The following is a 22,612-nucleotide window of genomic DNA, read 5'->3' as shown; positions in this document are numbered from 1 at the left end:
CGCCTATCTGCCCCGGTCGCCGTTGACAGGGGCGCCTAGGAATACGCAATCGGTGTGCCAATTTTAGAGATCGTTGCTAAATATCAGAGAACAAACAAAAAATCGTCGTTTTCCGGTAGTGCTCATTTATTGAGCGGCGCGAAGAGGTGATAATTATTTGTGCGGTTTCGAGGCCGAGGTTTTTTGCAGGAGCGCGGTATTTGTGCAATGCACACAGGGGTGGCCAGTCGTGGTCACGGTATCGCAGCGCATGCCGCCCAGCTCCGTGAGTGCCGATTAGCACTCTATCAAATATTCAATGAGACATTTGGGCGAACGAAACGGTGAGATAGCCTTGAAGACGAAACGGTCCAGAACAAATGTCGAGCTCGAGAACCTGCTTCGCCAGCTTGGGCTGGCTCTGGAGGCGTCCGGTATCGGCATCTGGCAGCACAACATCGCGAAAAACCAGACGCGGTGGGATGAGCAGTTGAAGGCGATCTATGGCGTTCCCAAGGCTCCGCTCGATGTTATCTGGCTCGAAAGCGTCCATCCCGACGATCTCGCGCCGACCAATGAAATATTTCTGCGGGCGATCGAGACCAAATCGGACTATGCCTCCGAGTTCCGCATCACTCGGCCGGACGGGGCGATCCGCTATTTGCGCTCGCGCGCCCGCTATTTCGTCGATGCGGCCGGCGACCCTTGCTTCGTCGGCGCCGAATGGGACGTCACCGACGACGTGCTTCTCAACAAGGAGCTCGAAAGAAGCCGGGAGGAGGCGCGGCTCGCAGCCGATCACGACCATCTGACGGGACTCCTGAACCGGCGCAGCTTCGATTTTGCGCTCTCCGAATTTGCACGGAAGGAGAGCGTCAACGTCACGCTTTTCCACATCGACGTGGATCACTTCAAGGAAATCAACGATCGTTTCGGCCATGCGGTCGGCGACTTCGTTCTCTGCCATGTCAGCAGGATCCTCTTGAAAGCCATTTCTGCCGGAGGTGTTGCCGCGCGCCTTGGCGGGGATGAATTCGCAATCCTCATCCCGGAGGATGAGAGCGCCCGGATCAATGCGGTGCTCGATCATATCCAAGAGAGTTTGGGGAGCCCGATCCCGGTCGGCGATCAGACACTGATCGTCAGATGCTCGATCGGTGTTGCCAGTGCCGCAAGCGCTGATTTCGCCAAGCTGCTCTCGCATTCCGATCTGGCGTTGTATCACGCCAAACGGAACGGCCGGAATCGCGCCGAAGTCTTTTGCGACGAGATGGCTTCGGCGCTCGCCAACGAAAGGCAGCTCGTCCAGGATCTTCGTTCGGGGCTGGCGCTCGGCCAGATCCGCCCGTTCTACCAGGTGCAGGTCGATGCGAAGACATTCCGGATAAACGGTGTCGAGGCTCTGGCGCGCTGGCATCATCCGACAAGGGGAATACTGGCGCCAGCGCATTTCCTGTCGGTCGCCTCGTCGAACGGATTGGTCGCCGAACTCGACGATGTCATCCTGAAGGCCGTTCTGTCGGATATGGAATCCTGGGCGTCCTTGCTGGCGGGGATCCGGGTGTCCGTGAACCTTTCCGCCGACCGTCTCGACGATCCCGAATGGATATCGAAGCTCGGCTCCTTCGACATTCCGCCCGGCCGGCTGAGCTTCGAGCTGATCGAAACGATATTCCTGGACAGCCTGAGCGATCAGGTGCGCGAGAATATCCAGACGATCAAGTCCTTCGGCATCGACATCGAAATCGACGATCTCGGCTCGGGCCACGCCTCCTTGCTGGGCCTGCTCGAACTGCGGCCGGATCGCGTCAAGATCGATCGTCAGCTCGTGATGCCGATCCTGCAATCGGTGCCGAGCCGCCGGCTGGTGAGCTCGCTGGTCGACATCGCGCGGGCGCTTGATATGGAAGTCATCGCGGAAGGGGTGGAGACGCTCGACCATGCCAGGGTGCTAGCCGATCTCGGCGTCCACACCCTTCAAGGCTATGCGTTCGGGCGGCCGCAGTCCTATGCCGATCTGACGGCGCGATTGGAGCGGGAGGCGCTGGAATTCCAGCAGGCCGGCGCCATCTCGGCGTGCTGATGAGGCGCGTCGCTTCGACGCCTATTGGCGGCAGTTCCGCATGGACAGCATGCGCGATCTCCAGTTTCTCGCCCATCATCTCCATGACAGGGCGATGGTCTTGTCAGGCATGAGAAAGACTGCGGATTTCCCGCAATTGTCGCGCCGCGAACTGCAATGCCTTGGTATGACGGCGAACGGCCTTCTGGCAAAGCAGATCGGCGCCCGCCTGTCGATTTCGATGAGCGCCGTGCAGTTCTATCTCGCTTCGGCGCGCCGGAAGCTGACGGTCGCCACGACGAGCGAAGCGGTCGCAAGGGCCACCGCGCTTGAGTTGATATAAGCTTGTTCAGCGCCTGCCTTTCGTCCGTGTCGCCAGGACGTTGCGGATTGAGAAGCTGGAGTGAATCCTCAGCACGCCCGGCAAGGCCGACAGGATCTCCTTGTGGATCCGCTCGAATTCGCCCGCATTGGCGACTTCCACGCGCAGGAGATAATCCGAGCCGCCCGTCATCAGAAAACATTCGCGGATTTCCGGATGCCGGCGGACCGCTGCTTCGAAGCGGTCGAGATAATCTTCCGTCTGCCGTTCGAGGGTGATGTTGATGATCACGGCGATCATCGCATCCGCATTGCTCGTATCGAGAAGAGCCGTATAGCCGCGGATTACGCCCGTCTTTTCCATGATCTTGATGCGCCTGAGGCAGGCCGATGGCGAGAGGCCGACCTCGGCTGCGAGCTTGGCATTGCTCATGCGGGCGTCGAGGCGCAGGAGCCTCAGGATGTTGCGGTCTATTGCGTCGAGAGCGGCCACGATCGATTATTCCGAATTTTCATCGATTATGCGCATAATCTGCAAACTGCGCAATAATCAATGACAAAATGGCAGGCAATGTCGCTCATTATTTCATACACTCTTGAAAGAATTAAGAGGGCGGACATGGACGGCGATATTCTGGTTTCCCACGCGCACACTGCCACGATCATGCAGGGAGCCACGGGCTATCTCAAGATCGACCTCGCCGCCCTCGGCCGCAACTATCGCAAGCTTCTGTCGATGCTGGCGCCGGTGCGCGCGGGAGCCGTCGTCAAGGCCGATGCCTATGGCCTTGGCGCGGAGCGCGTCGCCAAAACGCTTTACGCTCAAGGCTGCCGGCATTTCTTCGTCGCTCAGTTCGTCGAGGCGGTCCGGCTCCGGCCGGCGCTTGCGCAGGACGCCCAGATTTTCGTGCTGAACGGCTTGCAGCCGGGCAATGAAATCGCCTGCGCCGAGATGGGCGTCGTCCCGGTTCTGAATTCGCTCGCCCAGTGGAAGCAATGGCAGGCGGCGGCGCGCGCGCTGAAGCGCTGCCTGCCTGCCGTCCTGCAATTCGACACCGGCATGTCGCGGCTCGGCTTTCCCCCGGAGGAAAGGGCCGAACTTGGGGCTGCGCTTCGCGACGGCGGCAATGTCGAGATCCTGTTCATCATGAGCCATCTGGCTTCTGCCGATGATGTGGATGGCGAGCAGAACGGCGAGCAGCTGGCGGAGATGGCCGGCATCGCCGAGGAGTTTCCGGGCTTCGATATTTCCTTTGCCAATTCCGGCGGCGTTTTCCTGGGCGACTCCTATCATGGCGTGCTCGCTCGTCCCGGCATCGCCCTTTACGGCGGCGCGCCGTATGCAGGCACTGTGAATCCGATGGAGCCGGTCGTCAGCCTCGACGTCGCCGTCGTTCAGACGCGCACCGTGCCATCGGGCACGAAGATCGGTTATGGCGGCGCGCATGTCACGCAAGGGGAAATGCGCCTTGCCACCATCGCCGCCGGTTATGCCGACGGCCTGCCGCGAAGCCTCGGCGACCGCGGCGCCGTCTTTTACCAGGGCATCCGCCTGCCGATCGTCGGGCGCGTGTCGATGGACAGCATCACCATCGACATATCGGCCCTGCCGGAAGGCACGCTGACGCTCGGCAGCCTTGTCGAAGTGCTCGGCCCGCATCAGACGATCGAGGACATCGCACGCGATGCCGGCACCATATCTTACGAAATCCTAACCGGTCTCGGCGATCGTTATCACAGGCAATATCGCTGAGCCCGCGGCTCCATCATTGGGAAGATCATGAAAGTCATCGTTCTGGGCGCCGGCATCCTCGGCGTCACCTCCGCTTATCAACTCGCCAAAGCAGGCCATGAGGTCACGGTCGTCGACCGTCAGCCCGGCCCGGCGCTGGAAACGAGCTTTGCCAATGCCGGCGAAGTCTCCTTCGGCTATTGCTCGCCCTGGGCGGCCCCCGGCATTCCCGCGAAGGCCATGAAGTGGCTGTTCATGAAACATGCGCCGCTCATCCTGCGCCCGAAATTCGATGTGGCCATGCTTTCCTGGATGACGAGGATGCTGTCGAACTGCACCTCCGAGCGCTATGCGATCAACAAGAGCCGCATGCTGCGCCTTGCCGACTACAGCCGCATTGCGCTCGCCGAGCTGCGCGCCGAAACCGGCATCGCCTATGACGAACGCATGCAGGGAACGCTGCAGCTGTTCCGCACGCAGCAGCAGCTCGATGCCTCGGCAAAGGACGTCAAGGCGCTCGCCGCCGACGGCATTCCCTACGAGGTCTTGGATCGGGATGGCTGCATTCGCGTCGAACCGGCGCTGAAGCACGTGCGCGAGAAGATCGTCGGCGGCCTGCTGACGCCGAAGGACGAGACAGGCGACTGCTTCAAGTTCACCAATGCGCTGGCTGCCAAAGCCGAAGCGCTCGGCGTCCGCTTCGCCTACGGCACGACGATCAAGGGGCTCGATGTCCAGGCCGGCCGCGTGCGCGGGGTCGTCACCGCTCGCGATCACGATCGCGATGGCGATGGCAATCACGAGCGCATGAGCGCGGATGCGGTGGTGGTCGCGCTCGGCAGCTATTCGCCGCTGCTGCTGAAGCCGCTCGGCATCAGCCTGCCGGTCTATCCGGTCAAGGGCTATTCGCTCACCATCCCGATCACCGATGCGTCGCGCGCGCCGGAATCGACCGTCATGGACGAGACCTATAAGATCGCGATCACCCGGCTCGGCGATCGCATCCGCGTCGGCGGCATGGCCGAAATTTCAGGCTATACCAACGATCTCGGCCTGGCGCGCCGCAGCACGCTGGAGCATTCCGTCACCGATCTCTTCCCCGGCGGCGATGTTTCCAAGGCTTCCTTCTGGTCGGGCCTGCGCCCGATGACGCCGGATGGCACCCCGGTCATCGGCCCGACGAAGATCATCGGCCTCTTCCTCAATACCGGTCACGGCACGCTCGGCTGGACCATGAGCACCGGTTCGGCACGGCTGATCGGCGATCTCGTCAGCGGCCGCGCGCCTGAAATCGACGCCAAGGACCTTGCCGTCAGCCGATACGGCTGAGCATCCGCAACATAAAAAGAAATTTGTATTACTATTTAAATCGGCTATCCCTAGCCTAGATCGTCTTGCGAGGGCACGCATGTCCGTTCATTCCGATAGGAGTACCGTCGGCAGTTCCATCCGGCAGCCGGCTCTGCAGAGCATGGTGCTTCGGGAAACCGCGCGGAGCGGAACGGACCTGGACGAGCTCTCGGAAGCATTGTCGACGCCGAAGGCCGCGATCAAGATGACGGCGGAACGCAATACGTCAATTGCATATAACTGCAATTTCATCTCGGTGGACGATGTCAGCGTCGCCGATTGCTACTATGAAGGCACGATCGTCGGCAAGCGGGACGGGGTCGTCGACAGGATGGCTATATTCCTGCCGACGACGGGGAATATGACTTTCGGAGGGAGGCGGGAGCCGATATATTCGGTGCCCGGTCGAGGTGTGATCCTGGAGCCCGGCGATGCAAGGGGCACCAGCATTTCCGGTCCCCGCCGTCACCTCTGCATGTTCATCGATCAGGCGAGGATCACCAGGCGCCTCACGCATATGTTCGAGCGGACGATCAACGGCGACCTCGATATTCATCCCGATATCGATCTTACAGCAGGTGCGGGGCTGGTATTGCAGCAGATCGTCGCGAACCTTCATGGCGGTCTTTCCGGAAACGGGCCGCTGCAGCGGTCGCCGCTGGCTGTTAACTCGCTCTGTGACGCGGCGATCTACCTGCTTCTGGAAGCCTGTCCCAACCGCTATTCGAACGAGCTGGAGCAGACGGCTCCGGCGCCGGCCCCGCGTCATGTGAAATGGGCGATCGACTACATGCAGGAACACATCGCCGAGCCGATTACGCTCGACGAGATCGCGTCGGCAGCCAAGGTGAGCATCCGGACCTTGCAACAGGGCTTCCGGCAGTTCAGGAACACGACGCCGATGTCCTATCTGCATGAAATCCGCATGCTGGCCGCCCACCGCGACCTATTGGAAACAGACGGAAGACAGGCCATCGCCGACATCGCGCTCCGATGGGGCTTCAGCCATCTCGGACGATTTGCAGCCGACTACCGGAAACGCTTCGGCCAATTGCCGTCGCAAGCCAGGAAGCGGTAGAAGCCGCTGAAGTTCAACCCGCCCGGAGCCGCCGGCGGACGATTCCGACGTGGAAGTCTGTGCCGTGCAGCAGGCCGGCATCGTTGAAATCATAGGTCGGGTTATGCAGCGGCGGGGAGTGTTCGCCATTGCCGAGGAAGACGAAGCAGCCCGGCACCTTCGACAGGAACTGCGCGAAGTCTTCCGATCCCGTCATCGGCTTGTCCGCGACGGCGACATTCGACGCGCCGTAGAGATCGCGCGCCAGGGCGAGCGTTTCCTCCGTCAAGGCAGGGTCGTTCATGAGAGGGACGAATTCCCGGGTGTAGAGAACCTCGGCCTTGACGTTATAAGTCATCGCCGTGCCTTCGGCGATCACGCGCATCTGCTTTTCGATCGTCTCGCTGATCTCGGAACGGAAGCTGCGGGCATCGCCGAGAATGCGGGCGATGCCGGGAAGGGCGTTTCGCGTGCCGTCGGTAATGAGTTCGGTGACGGAGACGACGCCGATATCGGCCGGGTCCAGCCGGCGCGACACGATGGTCTGCAGGTTGGTCACCAGCGCGCAAGCCGCGACGAGCACCTCATTGCCCCAGTGCGGCCGCGCGGCGTGGCCGCCGATGCCGGTCAAGGTAATCTCGAAATTGTCCTCGGCCGACATGATCGCTTCCGGACGCGTGCGGAAGCTGCCGACGCCGAGCCCCGGCATGTTGTGGATGCCGTAGATCTCGTCGAAGGGGAACCGTTCGAAGAGCCCATCGGCAATCATCGCGAGCGCGCCCTTGCCCCATTCCTCGGCCGGCTGGAAGATGAAGCGCACGGTGCCGTCGAAACCGGCTTCCTCAGCCAGGATCTTTGCCGCGCCGAGCAGCATCGTCGTGTGGCCGTCATGACCGCAGGCATGCATGATGCCTGGGTTTTGTGAGCGGTGCGGCAGGTTCGACTGCTCGTTGATTCTGAGCGCATCCATATCGGCGCGCAGCGCAATGGCGCGGTTGCCGCTGCCGCGCTTCAGCGTTCCCACGACACCGGTGCCGCCGACGCCTTCGGCGACCTCGTCGAAGCCGAACTCCCGCAGCTTGGCCGCAACGAAGGAGGATGTCCGTCGTTCCTCGAAGCCGAATTCAGGATGGGCGTGCAGATCGCGTCTCCATGCGGTCATTTCGGCATGAAGCGTGTTCCTGTCGATGCTCATGCCGGTGCTCCTTCCCCGGCGAGGCGGCGAACGACGTCGAGCAGGATGTTGGCGCCTGCGACGAGGTCTTCGTCGGCCGTAAATTCCTTCGGGTTATGGCTGATGCCGCCGGCGCTCGGGACGAAGATCATCGCCGAGGGGGCGATCCTTGCGATCATCTGCGCATCGTGGCCGGCGCCCGATGTCATCCGCCGGCAGGCGAGACCGCGCTCCCGCGCGGCCTTTTCGATGAGCGTCACGATCCCCTGGTCGAATTTCACGGGCTCGAACCGGGCAAGCCTTTCCACCGATATGCCGACCTGCTCCTCAGCCGATAGGCTTTTCAGGAAATCGGCGAGCGCGGCCTCTTCTTCCCTCAGCCGATCCTCGTCGGGATCGCGCAGATCGACCGTGAAGATCGCCCGCGACGGGATCACGTTGATCGCGTTCGGTTCGAAGCTCATGCAGCCCACCGTCGCGACGGTCGGGGTGTTCGACGCCTTTGCCCGCTCACGCAGGAAGGTGACGACCCGTGCTGCGGCGTGACCAGCGTCGCGGCGCATGGAAATCGGCGTCGTCCCCGCGTGGTTGGCGTCGCCAGTGATGGTCACGCGCTGCCAGGAAATGCCTTGAAGGTCTTCGACGGCGCCGACCGGAATGCCCTCGCGTTCGAGGACCGGTCCCTGCTCGATATGCAGCTCGATATAGGCATGGGGCTTCAGGAAACCCGGTTGATGCTCGCCGGCATAGCCGATCCGCTCGAGTTCGCGGCCGAGGACCGTTCCATCGCTGCCGATGGTGGCGAGCGCCGCATCGATATCCAGGCCTCCCGCATAGGCGAGCGATCCCATCATATCGGGCGCGTAGCGCACGCCTTCCTCATTGGTGAAGGCCGCCACGACGATCGGCCTGGATGGCGTCAGCCCTTCCGCTTTCAGCGTCTCGATGACTTCGAGCCCCGAAAGCGTGCCATAGCAGCCGTCATAGATGCCGGCGTCGATGACGGTGTCGATGTGCGAGCCGATGAGAATAGGAGCTTCGTCCGCCGCGCCATCCGGTTTCCATATGCCGAAGATGTTGCCGATGCGGTCGACGGCGACTTCGAGCCCCGCCTCCCCGATCCATGCCACGAACTGGTCGCGGCCGAGCTTTTCCGTATCGGAAGCCGCCAGCCGGACGAGCCGGCCGTCGCTATTCCGGCCGATCTCGCCGAGCGTCCTGATGCGCCGGAGGAGACGGGCCGCATCGATGGATGGCCTGGTCATGTCAAGGCTCCTTCCCGGTTTTTCGTGGCGACTGCGGCGGGCGACAGCCCGGTGATCTCTTGATATTTGCCGGGATCGGTCGCGCCTTCGGTGTTGACGACGAAGATGCGGGAGCGGTTGTCGATCGAGAGCGCCGCCTTGATCGCCGGGTCGGCGACGGCCTTGATGGCGGCTGCGAGGCCGACGCCGCCGCTTTCGCCGGCGACGATGGCGGGATCGCCGGCGACGGGACGGGCAAGGCGGTTCATGATCCCGGTAGCATCCGCCTCGTCCACCGTCATGAAGGCGTCGGCGGCGCGGGAAAGGATGCGCCATGCGACCAGCGAGGGCTCGTAGCATTCGAGCATCGCCATGACGGTCGGCTCGCCATGGGCGATCGTCACGGGATGTCCGGCGCGTGCGGTCTCGAAGAGGCATGCCGCGCGGGCGGGATCGACGACGGTGAAGACGGGACGCCGCTCGCCGAGCGCGATCGCCAGATGGCCGGCGACCGCCGCCGCAATGCCGCCGACGCCGGATTGAATGAACACATGCGTCGGCGGTTCCGGCATCTGCCGGAGCGCTTCCCGAACGAGCGCGGTATAGCCCTGCATCACCAGGCCGGGGATGCGTTCATAGCCCGGCCAGGAGGTATCCGAGACGATGGTCCAGCCTTTCGCCTCGGCGACGCGGGCCGCCTCGCGCACGGAGTCGTCATAGGTTCCCGCAACCCGGATCATCTCCGCGCCGAAGCGGGCGATGGCGGCGACGCGCTCGTCGCTGACGCCGGAATGGACGAAGATCGCGGCGCGCGCACCGACGAGCTGGGCTCCTTGCGCAACGGAGCGGCCATGATTGCCGTCGGTGGCGCAGGCGACGGTCATCCCGCGCGCAACGGTGCGGACTTCTTCCGAATGCAGCTCGGCCATATCGACTGCGCGCCCGAGCCGCCGCTCAGCCTCTTCGAGAACGAGGCGGATTACCGCATAGGCTCCGCCGAGCGCCTTGAAGCTTCCGAGGCCGAGGCGATGGCCTTCATCCTTGACGTGGATCGCGGCAACGCCGATCTCGCGCGCCAGTCCCGGCAAGGCGACGAGCGGCGTCGCCGCATGGTTTTCCCGGAGGGCGAGGTGGCGTTCCACCGCCTCGGCGGCGGCGATGCCGAGCGTTTCCGCATCGCTGGGGTCGAGCGGCAGGCGATAGTCTGGCGTGCTGTTCAAAAGAAACATGGCGAACCTCGATTTCCTGATTTCGCTGAACTCTATTGCAACAGAGGCGAAAAAGGCGCTGATATTCAGGCCTTCATTTGCAATTTTGTTTCATCGGAGCATGGATTTGAGCAAGCGCGTTCAGCCCTCCCATCTCGACGACTTCGACCGGAAGATCCTCGCCATTCTGCAGCGGGACAATATGACCCCGCAGCGCACGATCGGCGAGGCGGTGAACCTTTCGGCACCGGCCGTTCAGCGCCGGATCAAGCGGATGCGGGAGGAGGGTGTGATCCGGGCTGACGTTTCGGTCGTCGCGCCGGAGGCTTTGGGGCAGTCGATCACGATCTTCGTCGAGGTGGAGGTGATCAGCGAAACCGCCGATCAGATCGAGCGGGCGAAGACGGAATTCGCAGCCGCGCCCGAGATCCAGCAATGCTATTACGTCACCGGCGAGGCGGATTTCATTCTGGTGATCGTCGTTCCGTCGATGGCCGATTACGAGGCTCTGACGCGCCGGCTCTTCTTTGGCAACAATAACGTCAAGCGCTTCCGCACCTTCGTCGCGATGGATCGCGTCAAGGTCGGGCTTGATGTGCCGATCGGCTAGAACGATGCGGCGGCTGGTTTGCCGCCGCGTCGGAATGCAGTTTAGGCGGCGCGTTTCAGCGCATCGCCGATCGTCGAGACGATCGTGTCGATCTGGTCCTTCTCGATGATGAGCGGCGGCGACAGCGCGATGATGTCGCCGGTCACGCGGATCAGCAGGCCCTTATTGAAGCAATCGACGAAGACGTCATAGGCGCGGGTTCCGGGCGCTGCGGCTCGCGGCGCCAGTTCGATTGCGCCGACCAGGCCGAGATTGCGGATGTCGACGACGTTAGGCAGGCCCTTCAGCGAATGCAGGGCCTCCTGCCAGTGGTCGGCAAGCTCGGCTGCGCGCGTCAGCAGGCCTTCCTCCTCATAGATTTCGAGGGTGGCGAGGCCGGCGGCGCAGGCGACCGGATGGCCGGAATAGGTATAACCGTGGAAGAGCTCGATCGCATTGTCCGGCCCGACCATCAGGCCGTCATAAACCTTGCGGCTGGCAAAGACCGCGCCCATCGGGATCGCGCCGTTGGTGAGGCCCTTAGCCGTGGTGACGAGGTCGGGCACGACGCCGAAATAATCCACCGCGAACGGCGTACCGAGACGGCCGAAGCCGGTGATGACTTCGTCGAAGATCAGCAGGATGCCGTGCTTGTCGGCGGTGGCGCGCAGCTTCTCCAGATAGCCTTTCGGCGGCAGCACCACGCCTGCCGATCCCGACATCGGCTCGACGATGACGGCGGCGATGGTTTCGGCGCCGTGCAACTGCACCAGGCGCTCGAGATCGTCGGCGAGTTCCACGCCATGGGCGGGAAGGCCCTTGGAAAAGGCATTGCGCTCGATGTCGAGCGTGTGGCGCATATGGTCGGCCGGAATTTGCGGGAAGACACGGCGGTTGTTGACGAGGCCACCGACGGAAATGCCGCCGAAGCCGACGCCGTGATAGCCCTTCTCGCGGCCGATGATGCGGGTGCGGGTGCCCTGGCTGATGGCGCGCTGATAGGCGATGGCGATCTTCAGCGCCGTATCGACCGATTCCGAACCGGAGCCGGTGAAGAAGACCCTGTCGAGCTTGGCGTCAGCGCCGCCCGGCGCGTTCGCAGCCAGCTTGGCGGCGAAGTCGAAGGCGATCGGATGGCCCATCTGGAAGGTCGGGGCATAGTCGAGGGTCGCAAGCTGGCGCTCGACGGCCTGGGAAATCTTCTTGCGGCCGTGGCCGGCATTGCAGCACCAGAGCCCGGCCGTGCCGTCAAGCACCTGGTTTCCGTCGACATCGGTGTAATACATGCCGTCGGCGGCAGCGAGAAGCCGCGGCGCCGCCTTGAACTGCCGGTTCGCGGTGAACGGCATCCAGAAATTTTCGAGTATGGGCGCGTTCGTCTTGTTGATCTGGTCCATCCTGGCCTCCTTGGGAATGGCCGAGAATGGCGCGATTTTCGCTTTTCAAACAAGTCCTTTTCTTTGCTGGCATAACCCATTGAAAGAATGAGAACGGGAAGATATGTTTTCGATATTCTGGACAACAGAAACGAGCGCATTATGTCCATCGATATCGGCGGCCGCCTTCGCCATCTCCGCATCGCCCATAAGCTTTCCCAGCGCGAGCTCGCCAAGCGCACCGGCGTGCCCAATTCGACGATCTCGCTGATCGAATCGAACGCCTCCAACCCTTCGGTCGGAGCCTTGAAACGCATTCTCGACGGCATTCCGATCGGGCTTGCGGAATTCTTCGCCTTCGAGCCCGACCGCCCGAGGAAGGCCTTTTATGCGGCGGAGGAACTGGTGGAGATCGGCAAGGGCGCCATCTCGTTCAGGCAGGTCGGCGAAAACCTCTTCGGCCGCAGCCTGCAGATCCTCAAGGAATGCTACCAGCCCGGCGCCGATACCGGCAAGGTGCCTCTCGTCCACGAAGGTGAGGAGGGCGGGATCGTGCTCTCGGGCAGGCTTGAAGTGACCGTCGACGACGAGCGGCGCATCCTGGGGCCGGGGGACGCCTATTATTTCGAAAGCCGGCGCCCGCACCGCTTCCGCTGCGTCGGTCCGGTGCCCTGCGAAGTCATCAGCGCCTGCACGCCGCCGACCTTCTGATGCGTGTCAGCGGCCCTCGATACGGGCGAGCACGCCGTCGAGTGCTTCGCTCAGCGCGGCGATGCCGCCCTTCTTGTCGAAGTCGGACAGAACCTGCTCGTTCAATCCGCCCTTGGTCGCGAATTCGCGGCTCAGCGTGCTGAACGGCTCGGCGCCGGGGCCGCTTGCCTTCTGCGCCAGGCTTGCGAAGAGCGGGGCGATGTAGGCATTTGCTTTCGCTCTTTCGAGGCCGCTCTTTTCCAGCCAGACGCCGACGGTTTCCATGATTCCGAAATAGGTGGACATCATTGCGCTTGCGGCTGCGAGAAGGTCGTATTCCTTCCTCGACAGACATTGGACGGCCGTTCCAAGTGTGTCGAACAGCGCTGCGACCGTATCGTCGGGTGGATAAATGGCGGTGACGCCCTGGCGCGTTGCGACGAAGGGCAGGGGGATCGCCTGCACGAGATGCACGTCGGCGCCGATCCAGTCGAGGAGGGCCTGGCGCTCCGTTGCCGCGACGACGCTGACGACCGTCTGCGCGGCCCTGAACGACAGTTCCCGCACGACCTCCTCGGCGACCTGCGGCCGTATCGCCAGGAACACCATGTCGCTGCGATCGACGACATCCTGATTGTCCTTGGCGATTCTCACGGCGGCGAATTCGCCCTTTAGCGTCTCCGCGATGTGCGCGCTTCGCGGCGAGACGTGAATCTCGGCGGCGTAGACGGGCTCGGCGAGAAGCCCGCGAACCATCGCCTCGGTGATGACGCCGGTTCCGACGAAGCCGATGCTTTTGACATTCACCTGATCTACTCCGCGGCTCTGAGCGGCCCTAGCGCGACATCCGAAGCGCTCGGCAGGCGTCGTCTCATCGAGAAACTGACCGGACGGCAGAGCGAGCGACACGATCTCGTTGCTGAGCGTCTCATTGACGTCCTTTCAGCGCGCATTCGTTTCGCTTCAAATTCATCGGACACTTAGGTCCCTCTCTTTCGATGTGCCTGGCATTGGGCCAGAAATATGGCGTGCCGGCAACGTAATTTTTCGCTCCTCCTCATCGACGTGCCGTGGACTTATGTTTCGGCTCGTGGAAATCACCGGTGCGCAAGCGGTGGCTTGAAGCCGGGCGGCTTGAGGAAAGAGATCGTCTACGATATCCCAAGCATCTTGTCCCGACACAAGGAGCTTGGGAAATGCCATTCAACGCCGCACAGGTGACCGATCTCGGGAAGGCGCCCACGGCCTCGGATGTGATTCTGAAATTCATCCGCGATTCGATCGCGGACGGTTCGCTTGATGAAGGCGAGCCGATCCGCCAGGACGATGTCGCGCGCCTTTTCAACGTCAGCAAGATCCCTGTCCGCGAGGCGCTCAAACGGCTTGAGGCCGAAGGCCTGGTGGAGTTTCATCGCAACAAGGGCGCGATCGTCACAAGCCTTTCGGAGCCGGAGATCGCCCAAATTTTCGAGGTGCGCGCGATCCTGGAAACGAATGCCATCAAGCTCTCGATCCCGCACATGACGCAGGAGACCTTCAAGGAGGCGCTCGCCTATTGCGATGCTTTCGCTGGGGAAACTGACGTCGCCCGCTGGTCGGAATTGAACTGGCGTTTCCATAGCCGCCTTTACGAGGATGCGCGCCGGCCCTTCCTCGTCAGCACGATCCGTTCGGTCAACGATCGGCTGGAACGATATCTCCGGGTGCAGTTGACGCTGTCGCACGGCCAGCAGACGGCGGACCGCGAACACCGGCAAATCGTCGAGGCCTGCCGGGAGCGGGATGAGGACAGGGCAGCAGAACTGGTCTACGCCCACATCATGAGCGCGTGCCAATCGCTGCTCGAACATCTGCCCGGGAAAAGATCCCTTTAGGCGTCAGACGCCCGCTATCTTCGCTATGGCCTCAAACACGGAGCGGGGCATTTTCAGCCCTTCCGACGTGGGGGGATAGTCGATGCCGCTGACGCCGGGCACGAAGACGCCGTGGCCTTGCAGGCGGTTCGCCTGGCGGCGCGCGCGTTCGACAAGGCCGCGGTCAGCGCGTCCCGGCATCATCGCGACGACGGTCAACCCGACGGCGGGGCTGGTGCTTCCCGATCGGAAGGACGGCGTATCCAATGACCAGGGGCCGCCGGACAGGCCGGCCGACAGCATTTCCACCATCAGCGCCACATTGGCGCCCTTGCGCCCGCCGAAGGGAAGCAGGGCTCCGCCAAGCGCCTTTGCGGCATCCTGGGTTTCCTGTCCCGCTTCGTCGACGGCCCATCCCTCCGGGATGCTGCGTCCCTCGGCTGCGGCCGCGACGACGTTGACATAGGCGGTCGCGCTCGACGCTTGGTCGATGAGGAGCGGCGGCGATCCCTCTCCGAGCGGAAAGCCGAAGGCCATCGGGTTCGTGCTGTAGACGGCGGGACCGCCCGCTTTGGCGACCACCATGGCATTGGCATTGGTCGCGGCGATGCCGACGATCCCTTCGCCGGCGAGACGGCGAACGTAATAGCCGAGTTCTCCCGTCGTATAGCTGTTCGTTTGCGTGAAGACCGCGACGCCGAGCGTGCGTACCGCTTCGACCAGATCCTCGAAGGCAAGATCGAAACCGAGCTGCGCGATCCCTCGATCGGCATCCGCGGCGAAGAAGGCGGGATAGGGCCGCTCGCAGGTGGGGGCAGGATCGCGGTTGATGCGGCCCTCGCGGAAGCTGTCGAGGTAATCGACGAAATGTGGAAACCCGAGGGTTGGAGGTCCGTAAAGTGCTGCGGACAAGGTGGCGTCCACGAGAGAACGGGTGGTGGCTTGGCTGGCGCCTGCCGCGAGGCAAGCGCGTATCGCCAGGCTCTCGGCTTCCGCCAGATCGAATACGACCTCATCCGACATTTTGTATCTCCTCCTGTGTCTCTCCTGGCTGAGCGGCCGGTCTCAGGCTTCTTTAGCAAAAGTGGGGACACGCTGACAGGCAAAATGTACAGGTATGTCTATTTTCCGCCTTCCCTGGTTGACGGGTCTGCATTTTCAGATATCGTATACGATATTACAAAGCAATGCCCTATCCGGCGCGTTACGAGAAAAGCGGAAGGCCAGGCATTGCTCCCATGAAAACGAACTCGCAACCCACCAGAGGAGGAAGCAGAAATGGGATTCAAGAGAACGATTCACGCGGTCGATACCCACGCCGGCACGCCGATGCGCGTGATCACGGGCGGCGTTCCGCACATTCCCGGAAACTCCGTCTACGAAAAGATGAAATGGCTGGAGAGCAATGACGACCAGTTGCGCAAGCTGATGCTGCGCGAGCCGCGCGGCTATCCCGCCCATTGCTGCAACATCATCGTGCCGCCGTCTCACCCGGAAGCGGATGCGGGCTATGTCATCATGGAGCAGATCGAATATCCGATGATGTCGGGCGGCAACACCATCTCGGTGGTCACGGTCCTGCTCGAGATGGGCATGCTTCCGATGAAGGAACCTGTCACCGAACTGGTTCTCGAGGCGCCCGCCGGGCTCATTCGCATCAAGGCCGAATGCAGGGACGGCAAGGTCAAGAGCGTGACCTTCAAGAACGTACCGGCATTTGCCGCCCATCTCGATGCCGTCATCGACGTGCCGCATCTTGGAAAGGTCACTGTCGATGTCGGCTGGGGCGGCATGTTCTATGTCATCGCCGATGTCAGGCAGTTCAAGGGCCTTGAACTGATCCCGGCACATGGGCGGGAGATCGCGCGTGTTTCCGCGATGATCCGGCAGGCGGCCATCGAACAGTTGCAGGTTGCCCATCCGCATTATCCCGGCGTCGGCATTACGATCTCACAGCTGTCGGGGCCGACGGACGATCCGAACGCCGACTGGAAAAATACGGTGACGATGGCCACGGGCGATCTTTCCTGGGATGATCCCGCCACCTGGACCGGAGCGCTCGATCGTTGCCCCTGCGGCACCGGCACCTGCGCGAAGATGGCCGTTCTCCGTGCGAAGGGCGAGCTGCCGCTCAACCAGGATTTCCGCCATCAGGGAATCCTCGGCAACGTCTACACCGGCAGGCTGGTCGAAGAGGCAAGGATCGGCGACAAAGCCGCCGTCGTCCCGACGCTCTCCGGCACCAGCTGGATCTCCGGCCTGAATACGCTCGTTCTCGACAATGACGATCCCTTCACCGAAGGTTTCACCCCGGGAGACATCTGGGCTTAAAAAATCGGGCGCGCGACGGCATAGCCTCTGATGACGATCCCGCTTTCGTTTCGGATTTCATGTGGTTACAAGCTGAGCCAAGAACATTCGACCGAACGGAAGGCATCATGAAGCTCATGCGTCGCGCTCTCCTTGCATCCATCTGGGCGCTGATCGGCTGGAAAGCGGCATCGGCCAAAGAATCCGGCGAAGAAGCGGCGGCGCAGGCCGAGGCGTCATCGGTGACGCCCCGGCATGTCCTCTGTTTCCTCGGGAAGGAACGCGACCTGAGCGCCTTATCCGAAGCAGCATCAAAGGCAATCGGCGATTTCGCTGCCGGATTCAGCATCGACGAGGATTATTCCCAGGCCGAGCCCGATGACCGGATGAGCCGGTCGTTCGACGTCTGCTGGGACCGGGTCGAGCCCGATGCGTGGGATGCGGCGGACGAGCAGGCCGTCGCCGATCATCAATCCGTTCTCTATGTCCTCGGGCCGAGCATGGCGCAGGCCGACACGGTGAAGGTTTCGATGGTGGCGCTCCGCTTGGTCGAACGGATGATCGGCGCGGGAGCAGTCGCGGTGAAGGGCGAAAGCGCCGGCATCGCACACGGGCTCGATCGATGGAGAGAGCTGATCCGGCAGGGAGCCGAAGCGCAGAAGGCCGGCGACACGCTCGCGGCGCAGCGCATCGGCCGCCTGGCTTTCGCGAAGCGGCCGCTCTCGGCGCGCGGTTATCTGGAAAGCGTCGGCTTCCATCTCGTGGGGCTGCCGGAGGTTTATGTGCCGGAAACGGCCGGCAGCGAAAGACAGGTCGTCGCCATCATCGATGCGGTTGCCGAGGAAATCGCCAAGCACGGCCTCGATCCGACGCTGAAAGCGCGCGGCGCAAGCCTCTCCTTCGATTCCACCTATGAAGTGGACGAGTTCAAGTTCAATCCTTACGGCATCGTCAAGCTCGCCGGGTGAGCCGGCGGGAACAGCACTCAATCGGTCTGCTGTTCCAATGTCTTGGCAAGCTCTTCATAGTGGCGGGCCGATCCCGCATTTTTCTCGGCGGCATATTTGGCGCTGATGAGCCGCGCCGCTTCGGCCGCGATACGGAAGGCGTCGATCCTGTTTTGCGGGTCTGACTCGGTCTGCCCGCCGATGTCGCCGTCGCTGAAGTTGCCGGCTCTGTATCCGTCGGTCAGATCGACGACGCCGATCTCCGGAATGCCGTCCTTCATCCGGCCGAAGAAGGCGGCCCCGGCCTTGTCGCCGTCACGGCGGCGCAGCATTCCTTCTCCCGACGCCTTTCCCTCGACGCAGGCACCGATCCAGAAGGTGGGGCCGCTGGTGAGGGAGGCGGGTGCCACGAATTTGCAGTGGCTGCCTGGATCTTGCGTCCATTGAAGATCGGCCGCCGCCGCCCCGGCAGGCGCGTGCGCGCACACCATCGCGACCAGGGCGACAGCATGCAGCCGCCGCATGCCGCCGAAGACCCTTCCCGCCGTCGCTTCCTGCTCTTGGTATCCACGATCGTTCATTGCGATTCTCCCGGGAAAGCCGATCGGCCGAAGCAATGCACCATTGCCGGCCCGGCGACAACGGACTGAATGTCGTTGGATTGATTGATGCAATCGCGAAGGAGCCTGCGGCTACCGCATGTCGCCCGGAAGTGTGCAGCGGTTCCGGGATAACGACATGCGTCAAAACAAAGAGCTAAAGCGCATCGCATGAATCACGTTTGACGCGATGTGCTTTAGTTATATTTTATCGTGTCGCTCACGCGTGGACGATTGAAGAAGTGGTGATCGAAGCTGTAGCCGTTCTGCCCGGTAAAGTTCGAAAAGAATGCCGAGACCGGTGTCGTCAACGTGTATTCCACCCGGGTCAGCACGACCTGCACGCCCGTCTCCTGGATCTTTTTCGGTATGTCGATCGCGCTCGCCGTGCCGGAAGCGAGTGACGACGTGTTGAACGCGGCGGACCACTTGACGGTCGCCTTGCCGCTGTTGTCGACATCATTGACTGTCAGCGTGATCTTCAGTCCGGTGGTGTCATAAGGCTGCAGGATGAAGCTCGCGCCGGAAAGAACCTTGGCGACGTCGGTGCTCGTCCAGGTGCTTTGCTGCGCGATCATGTCGCCTGTGCTGGAGGCGATCTCGTCTATCTTGCGGCTGACTGTGAGGGCATGACCGAGATCGACCGTGCCGAACAGCAGCACGATCAGGATCGGCAGCAGCAGGGCGAATTCCACGCCGGAAGCGGCCGCGCGGTCTCGCGCAAGTCGACGGATGGCGGGTCGGGCGAGGCTGAGGAGGGCGAGGCTCCGTTTCATGATCATGTCAGAAGGGCTCATTGCGGAACAGGGCGGAGGACCCGAGGAGATAGCTGCCGTCCGAAAGCTTGGCGCTCGACAGGCTGAAGAAATTGACGGAGGCTTCCCAGGGCAGGAACGCCTGCACCAGAATGTAGTCGCTGCCCTTGCCGATATCATAAGTCTGGGTGACGGCGAGTTTGCCGTTGTTGTCGATCGGATCGGTGCTGGTGGCGGAGGAGAGGTCGGAAAGCACGCTGACCTTGACGACGAGACCGCTGGAGCAGCTGAAGGATAGCAGCATGTCGTCGCAAATTTTGCTCTTGAATGTAGCCAGTGTGATCTTCGAGGACGCGACCTCGCCGGTGCGGATCATCCGTGAGATCTTGTGAACCGAAGCGTCCAGCGAGGAGTTGACGAAGAACATCAGCGACACTTCGATAATGCCGAAGATCATGATGAAGAGCGGCAGGGCCAGGATCGCAAATTCGATCGCGGCCACCCCCTTGCGATCGCCGAGCAGGCGGCGAAACGATGCAAAGCGTTTTCTTGCGGTCATTGAGTCAGCCGGACTGCGGAGAGATATTGGGTAAAGAGCGTCGACAGGCCTTCCGTGATCTCCGTCGACGACGATGCTGATATGAACAGGCTCTTCGACGACGCGCAGTCGCCAAGCGCGTAGGGGATGTAATCCCGTCTGGTAATGCTGCTCGAAACGTCGCTGTCCATGGTGCCGCCCCAGGTGCTCTTCCAGTTGGCGCTTGCCATGGTCGAGCCGACGGTTGCGTTATAGCCCCAGTCCGTGGTGATCGGCAGATATTCGGTGTAGAGCACCGCCATCGTGTTGGATTGGTTCTTCAGATAGCCGCACCAGTCGGGATTGAGAGGCGCCACCTTGTTCCAGTAGGCCCCATATTTCCTATCCTTCGTTACCTTGTCGGTCACCCATTCGCGCTGCGACTGGACACCGTCCGTCAGCAGCAGAACCAGCTTGAGCGGCGCGCCCGAGGAGGTGCCATCCCCTCCGGCGCCGACTTTCTGCTTGAGCGTCGAAAGCGATACGTCGAAATAGGTGGCCGCCTTCGAGGTTGCGCTCGTAAGGCCGTAATTCGCGTCCGCGAGGCGGTTGCGCGCCTCGTCCGTGCTCAGCGTCGGGGTCAGAACTTCCGTAAGCGTATCGCCCAGACTGTATAATCCGACCTTGATCCGTTCATGATTCTCGTCGGATTCGTCGATCATGTCGAGCACTTCGCGGACGGCGTCCCCGGCGACGTCGGCGCGCAGTTTTATCTTCTTTTCCTTGCTGTAGTCGTAATTGGTGGCGTATGTCGTCTTGCCGATGGTGTGTGAATCGCCCGTGTGGCAGGCGAACTGGCATTTGATGCCGGCATACATGGCCGACTGGCCTGACGTCGTTGCCGCCAGCAGCATCGAAGGTGATGTGTCGATGACGATATAGACATTGAGATAGGACGTGGCCGGTCCCTTGACGGCGCTTGCCACGCTGACGGGGACGGTCTCGATATTGGCGATCTTCATGAACGTCGTCGGAACGGTGCCGCTCGCCGTCGCCGTGATGTTGTGGTTTGACGTATCGATGTCGATTTCGCCAAGCGTGTAGCTGTTGTCCACCTGCGCATGGAACCAGTCGGCAACCTTTTCCTTGAGAGCGTCGGTGTCCTCGGTGTTGTTGATCTGCTTGACCGCGGCGATCAGGGCCGCGTCGAGGTCGCTCTGCATCCTCTGCCGGACATTGTAGCTGCGAATATAGTCGAAGCTCGCGCCGACGGCGATGAGCATCGGCACGAGGCTGAGGGCGACGACGATCGCGACGTTGCCGCCCCTGTCCCTTCCGAGACTGCGAAGGGCGCTCACAATTCGATCGAGTGATGAAAGGGCCGACTTCAAAAAACACCGTGACGCAAGACAAAAAATAGCAAAAGCAAGATGTATCGAGAAGACTTGAGGGTTTGTTAATTTCCCGGTTCCTGACGGAAGATGAGTCGCCGACGCAGTGTTTGCTGCGCTTATTGGACAGGTTTGCGAATTATGGATATTCGCTGCGCCGGCGGCGCGAGTGGACCGAGCCTCGTTCAGCGCTGCATCAGGAGATCATACAAGCGTTTTTGAACCTCTTGCGAAGACATGTTCCTGTTGTTGAAAAAATCTCCCACCACGGCAATCCAACCTTCGGACATCTGGGTCGGCATGGCCTGGGATTGGGCGCTGACTTCACCCTTCCTGGCCTTGATCATCTCCAGTCCGAGCTTGCCGCAATGATCAAGCCCGGACGGGTCGACGTCGGTGCGCACGGGCAGCGATCCCTTTATCCGGCTGAACGCGACCTGATTGTCGCGATCGAGCACCATGCGGGCGAAGGCTTCCTGCCCCTCAGTGGTGCCGTCGCGATTGGTGAGCGGGAAGGCGAAGGCGTCGATCACCATGAAATAGGCGATCGACGTGCCGGGAACGAGGCTGCAATCGAAATCCTTGTCGACGCCGTAGCCGCTCGCCACAAGCTCGCCCTTGGCCCAGTCGCCCATGAACTGCATGCCGGCCTGACCCTTGCCGACTGCCGCAGTGGCATCGGCCCAAGTCTTTTCCTTTCGCTGCTCGAACGGCTCCACGTAATCGGAGAGATGCAGCAGCAGATCGAGCGCTTCGATCATGCGCGGATCCCGCACGAGTTCGGCATCGCCGCTCATGAGACGGGCGTAACCTTCCGGGCCGAACTTGTGATAGACGATGTCGTTGAAGATGAGAGAGACCTCCCATCGCTTGCCGCCGAGCGCGATCGGCACGCGTCCCGTCACCTTGATCTTTTCAGCCGCCTGGAAGATCTCCTCCCAGGACTGCGGCACCTTCACGCCCGCTTCGGCAAATGCCGCCTTGCTTGTCCAGAGCCAGTTTTCGGCGTGGATGTTGGTCGGGGCGAAGTAAACCTTTCCCTTGTAGGAGATACGGTCGAGAACCGTCGCCGGAATGACGTCCCGCCAATGGTCCGCCTCGGCGATATCGTCGATATCCTGCACGATGCCCATTTCCGGCAGTTCGCGCGATCCCTCGTTCGCATTCCACTGCATGACCGCCGGCGCGTATCCGTTGGCGATGCGGTCGCTCACCACGCGCTGGACGGCAACCTTGTTTTCTGCCGGCATATCCACCCATTTGTTGCCGGCTGCCGTCCAGGCCTTGCGGTAAACGTCGAGCGCGGCAGACTCGCTTTTCGAGATCCAGTAATGCACGACATCCACCGTCAGGCCTTGTTCCGCAAAGGCCTGCGTTGCAGGAGCAGCGGCCGCCAGAGCCGCGGCAAGCCATGCCCGTTTGATTCCCAGTTTCATTCCTTGCCCCTTTTCATTGATG

21 protein-coding genes and 1 pseudogene are annotated in these 22,612 nt (G+C 61.9%); 10 read left to right on the top strand and 12 right to left on the bottom strand.

Annotated elements, in window-relative coordinates:
* Positions 1-334: 334 nt before the first annotated feature.
* Entirely contained in the window at positions 335-2,062 is a 1,728-nt protein-coding gene (locus tag QD408_RS18925; RefSeq protein ID WP_414140350.1) for a putative bifunctional diguanylate cyclase/phosphodiesterase, read from the top strand.
* 16 nt (positions 2,063-2,078) lie between these two features.
* Positions 2,079-2,384 (top strand): annotated as a pseudogene (locus QD408_RS18920) (helix-turn-helix domain-containing protein); the annotation flags it as partial.
* Between the two features lie 6 nt (positions 2,385-2,390).
* On the opposite strand, the gene QD408_RS18915 reads toward QD408_RS18920, so the two are convergent.
* The gene (locus QD408_RS18915) at positions 2,391-2,855 is read right to left on the bottom strand and encodes an Lrp/AsnC family transcriptional regulator (protein WP_414140349.1); all 465 of its coding nucleotides are present in this window, start codon (positions 2,853-2,855) and stop codon (positions 2,391-2,393) included.
* Between the two features lie 126 nt (positions 2,856-2,981).
* Here QD408_RS18915 and alr point away from each other — a divergent pair, with 126 nt between their 5' ends.
* The 3 genes from alr to QD408_RS18900 all read left to right on the top strand — a co-directional run bounded on the left by alr (position 2,982) and on the right by QD408_RS18900 (position 6,522).
* Positions 2,982-4,115, top strand: coding sequence for an alanine racemase (alr, locus tag QD408_RS18910; RefSeq protein ID WP_414140348.1), 1,134 nt, complete (start codon positions 2,982-2,984; stop codon positions 4,113-4,115).
* A gap of 27 nt (positions 4,116-4,142) precedes the next feature.
* Positions 4,143-5,423 carry a D-amino acid dehydrogenase gene (locus QD408_RS18905; RefSeq protein ID WP_414140347.1) on the top strand — a complete coding sequence of 427 codons (1,281 nt, stop codon included), beginning with the start codon at positions 4,143-4,145 and terminating at the stop codon, positions 5,421-5,423.
* A 79-nt stretch (positions 5,424-5,502) separates the two neighbouring features.
* Positions 5,503-6,522: an AraC family transcriptional regulator gene (locus tag QD408_RS18900; protein ID WP_414140346.1), complete on the top strand. Its 1,020-nt coding sequence runs from the start codon at positions 5,503-5,505 to the stop codon at positions 6,520-6,522.
* Between the two features lie 13 nt (positions 6,523-6,535).
* Here the strand turns inward: QD408_RS18900 and QD408_RS18895 are convergent, their stop codons facing one another.
* Genes QD408_RS18895 through QD408_RS18885 form a run of 3 tightly spaced genes read right to left on the bottom strand, consistent with a single transcriptional unit; the run spans position 6,536 to position 10,148 of the window.
* Positions 6,536-7,696 carry a M20 aminoacylase family protein gene (locus QD408_RS18895; RefSeq protein WP_414140345.1) on the bottom strand — a complete coding sequence of 387 codons (1,161 nt, stop codon included), beginning with the start codon at positions 7,694-7,696 and terminating at the stop codon, positions 6,536-6,538.
* Positions 7,693-8,940 carry a Zn-dependent hydrolase gene (locus QD408_RS18890; RefSeq protein WP_414140344.1) on the bottom strand — a complete coding sequence of 416 codons (1,248 nt, stop codon included), beginning with the start codon at positions 8,938-8,940 and terminating at the stop codon, positions 7,693-7,695. Before QD408_RS18890 ends, QD408_RS18895 begins: the two co-directional genes overlap by 4 nt.
* Positions 8,937-10,148: a diaminopropionate ammonia-lyase gene (locus QD408_RS18885; RefSeq protein WP_414140343.1), complete on the bottom strand. Its 1,212-nt coding sequence runs from the start codon at positions 10,146-10,148 to the stop codon at positions 8,937-8,939. The genes QD408_RS18890 and QD408_RS18885 overlap by 4 nt, the downstream gene beginning before the upstream one ends.
* Positions 10,149-10,254: 106 nt before the next feature.
* On the opposite strand from QD408_RS18885, the gene QD408_RS18880 reads away from it, so the two are divergent.
* A complete protein-coding gene (locus QD408_RS18880) occupies positions 10,255-10,737 on the top strand; it encodes an Lrp/AsnC family transcriptional regulator (protein ID WP_414140342.1) in 483 nt (160 codons plus the stop codon).
* A 41-nt stretch (positions 10,738-10,778) separates the two neighbouring features.
* Here the strand turns inward: QD408_RS18880 and QD408_RS18875 are convergent, their stop codons facing one another.
* The gene (locus QD408_RS18875) at positions 10,779-12,113 is read right to left on the bottom strand and encodes an aspartate aminotransferase family protein (protein ID WP_414140341.1); all 1,335 of its coding nucleotides are present in this window, start codon (positions 12,111-12,113) and stop codon (positions 10,779-10,781) included.
* A gap of 141 nt (positions 12,114-12,254) precedes the next feature.
* On the opposite strand from QD408_RS18875, the gene QD408_RS18870 reads away from it, so the two are divergent.
* The gene (locus tag QD408_RS18870) at positions 12,255-12,803 is read left to right on the top strand and encodes a cupin domain-containing protein (protein WP_064696882.1); all 549 of its coding nucleotides are present in this window, start codon (positions 12,255-12,257) and stop codon (positions 12,801-12,803) included.
* Between the two features lie 6 nt (positions 12,804-12,809).
* On the opposite strand, the gene QD408_RS18865 is transcribed toward QD408_RS18870, so the two are convergent.
* The gene (locus QD408_RS18865; RefSeq protein ID WP_414140340.1) at positions 12,810-13,589 is read right to left on the bottom strand and encodes a pyrroline-5-carboxylate reductase; all 780 of its coding nucleotides are present in this window, start codon (positions 13,587-13,589) and stop codon (positions 12,810-12,812) included.
* A gap of 389 nt (positions 13,590-13,978) precedes the next feature.
* Between QD408_RS18865 and QD408_RS18860 the strand changes: the two genes are divergently transcribed.
* Positions 13,979-14,656 (top strand): GntR family transcriptional regulator, encoded by a 678-nt coding sequence (locus QD408_RS18860; protein WP_414140338.1) that lies wholly within the window; start codon positions 13,979-13,981, stop codon positions 14,654-14,656.
* A gap of 3 nt (positions 14,657-14,659) precedes the next feature.
* Here the strand turns inward: QD408_RS18860 and QD408_RS18855 are convergent, their stop codons facing one another.
* On the bottom strand, positions 14,660-15,658 hold the full coding sequence (locus tag QD408_RS18855) for an Ldh family oxidoreductase (protein WP_414140337.1): 999 nt from the start codon (positions 15,656-15,658) through the stop codon (positions 14,660-14,662).
* Positions 15,659-15,913: 255 nt separating this feature from the next.
* Between QD408_RS18855 and QD408_RS18850 the strand changes: the two genes are divergently transcribed.
* Both QD408_RS18850 and QD408_RS18845 read left to right on the top strand, forming a co-directional pair.
* On the top strand, positions 15,914-16,966 hold the full coding sequence (locus QD408_RS18850; protein WP_414140336.1) for a proline racemase family protein: 1,053 nt from the start codon (positions 15,914-15,916) through the stop codon (positions 16,964-16,966).
* Positions 16,967-17,073: 107 nt separating this feature from the next.
* On the top strand, positions 17,074-17,913 hold the full coding sequence (locus QD408_RS18845) for a hypothetical protein (RefSeq protein WP_414140335.1): 840 nt from the start codon (positions 17,074-17,076) through the stop codon (positions 17,911-17,913).
* 17 nt (positions 17,914-17,930) lie between these two features.
* On the opposite strand, the gene QD408_RS18840 is transcribed toward QD408_RS18845, so the two are convergent.
* From QD408_RS18840 to QD408_RS18820, 5 genes are all read right to left on the bottom strand, one after another.
* A complete protein-coding gene (locus QD408_RS18840; protein ID WP_088684040.1) occupies positions 17,931-18,473 on the bottom strand; it encodes a hypothetical protein in 543 nt (180 codons plus the stop codon).
* 215 nt (positions 18,474-18,688) lie between these two features.
* Positions 18,689-19,273 carry a TadE/TadG family type IV pilus assembly protein gene (locus QD408_RS18835; RefSeq protein WP_414140334.1) on the bottom strand — a complete coding sequence of 195 codons (585 nt, stop codon included), beginning with the start codon at positions 19,271-19,273 and terminating at the stop codon, positions 18,689-18,691.
* Position 19,274: 1 nt separating this feature from the next.
* Complete coding sequence (locus QD408_RS18830; protein ID WP_088684042.1) at positions 19,275-19,805, bottom strand: TadE/TadG family type IV pilus assembly protein; 531 nt, start codon at positions 19,803-19,805, stop codon at positions 19,275-19,277.
* Positions 19,802-21,154 carry a TadE/TadG family type IV pilus assembly protein gene (locus QD408_RS18825; RefSeq protein WP_088684043.1) on the bottom strand — a complete coding sequence of 451 codons (1,353 nt, stop codon included), beginning with the start codon at positions 21,152-21,154 and terminating at the stop codon, positions 19,802-19,804. Before QD408_RS18825 ends, QD408_RS18830 begins: the two co-directional genes overlap by 4 nt.
* Before the next feature lie 185 nt (positions 21,155-21,339).
* Positions 21,340-22,590: an ABC transporter substrate-binding protein gene (locus tag QD408_RS18820; protein WP_414140333.1), complete on the bottom strand. Its 1,251-nt coding sequence runs from the start codon at positions 22,588-22,590 to the stop codon at positions 21,340-21,342.
* Between the last annotated feature and the right edge of the window lie 22 nt (positions 22,591-22,612).

The sequence above is a fragment of the Rhizobium sp. BR 249 genome, assembly GCF_047445895.1.
Taxonomy (GTDB): domain Bacteria; phylum Pseudomonadota; class Alphaproteobacteria; order Rhizobiales; family Rhizobiaceae; genus Rhizobium.
The sequence above is the reverse complement of the archived record's forward strand: the minus strand, read 5'-3'. Positions and strand labels throughout refer to the sequence as shown.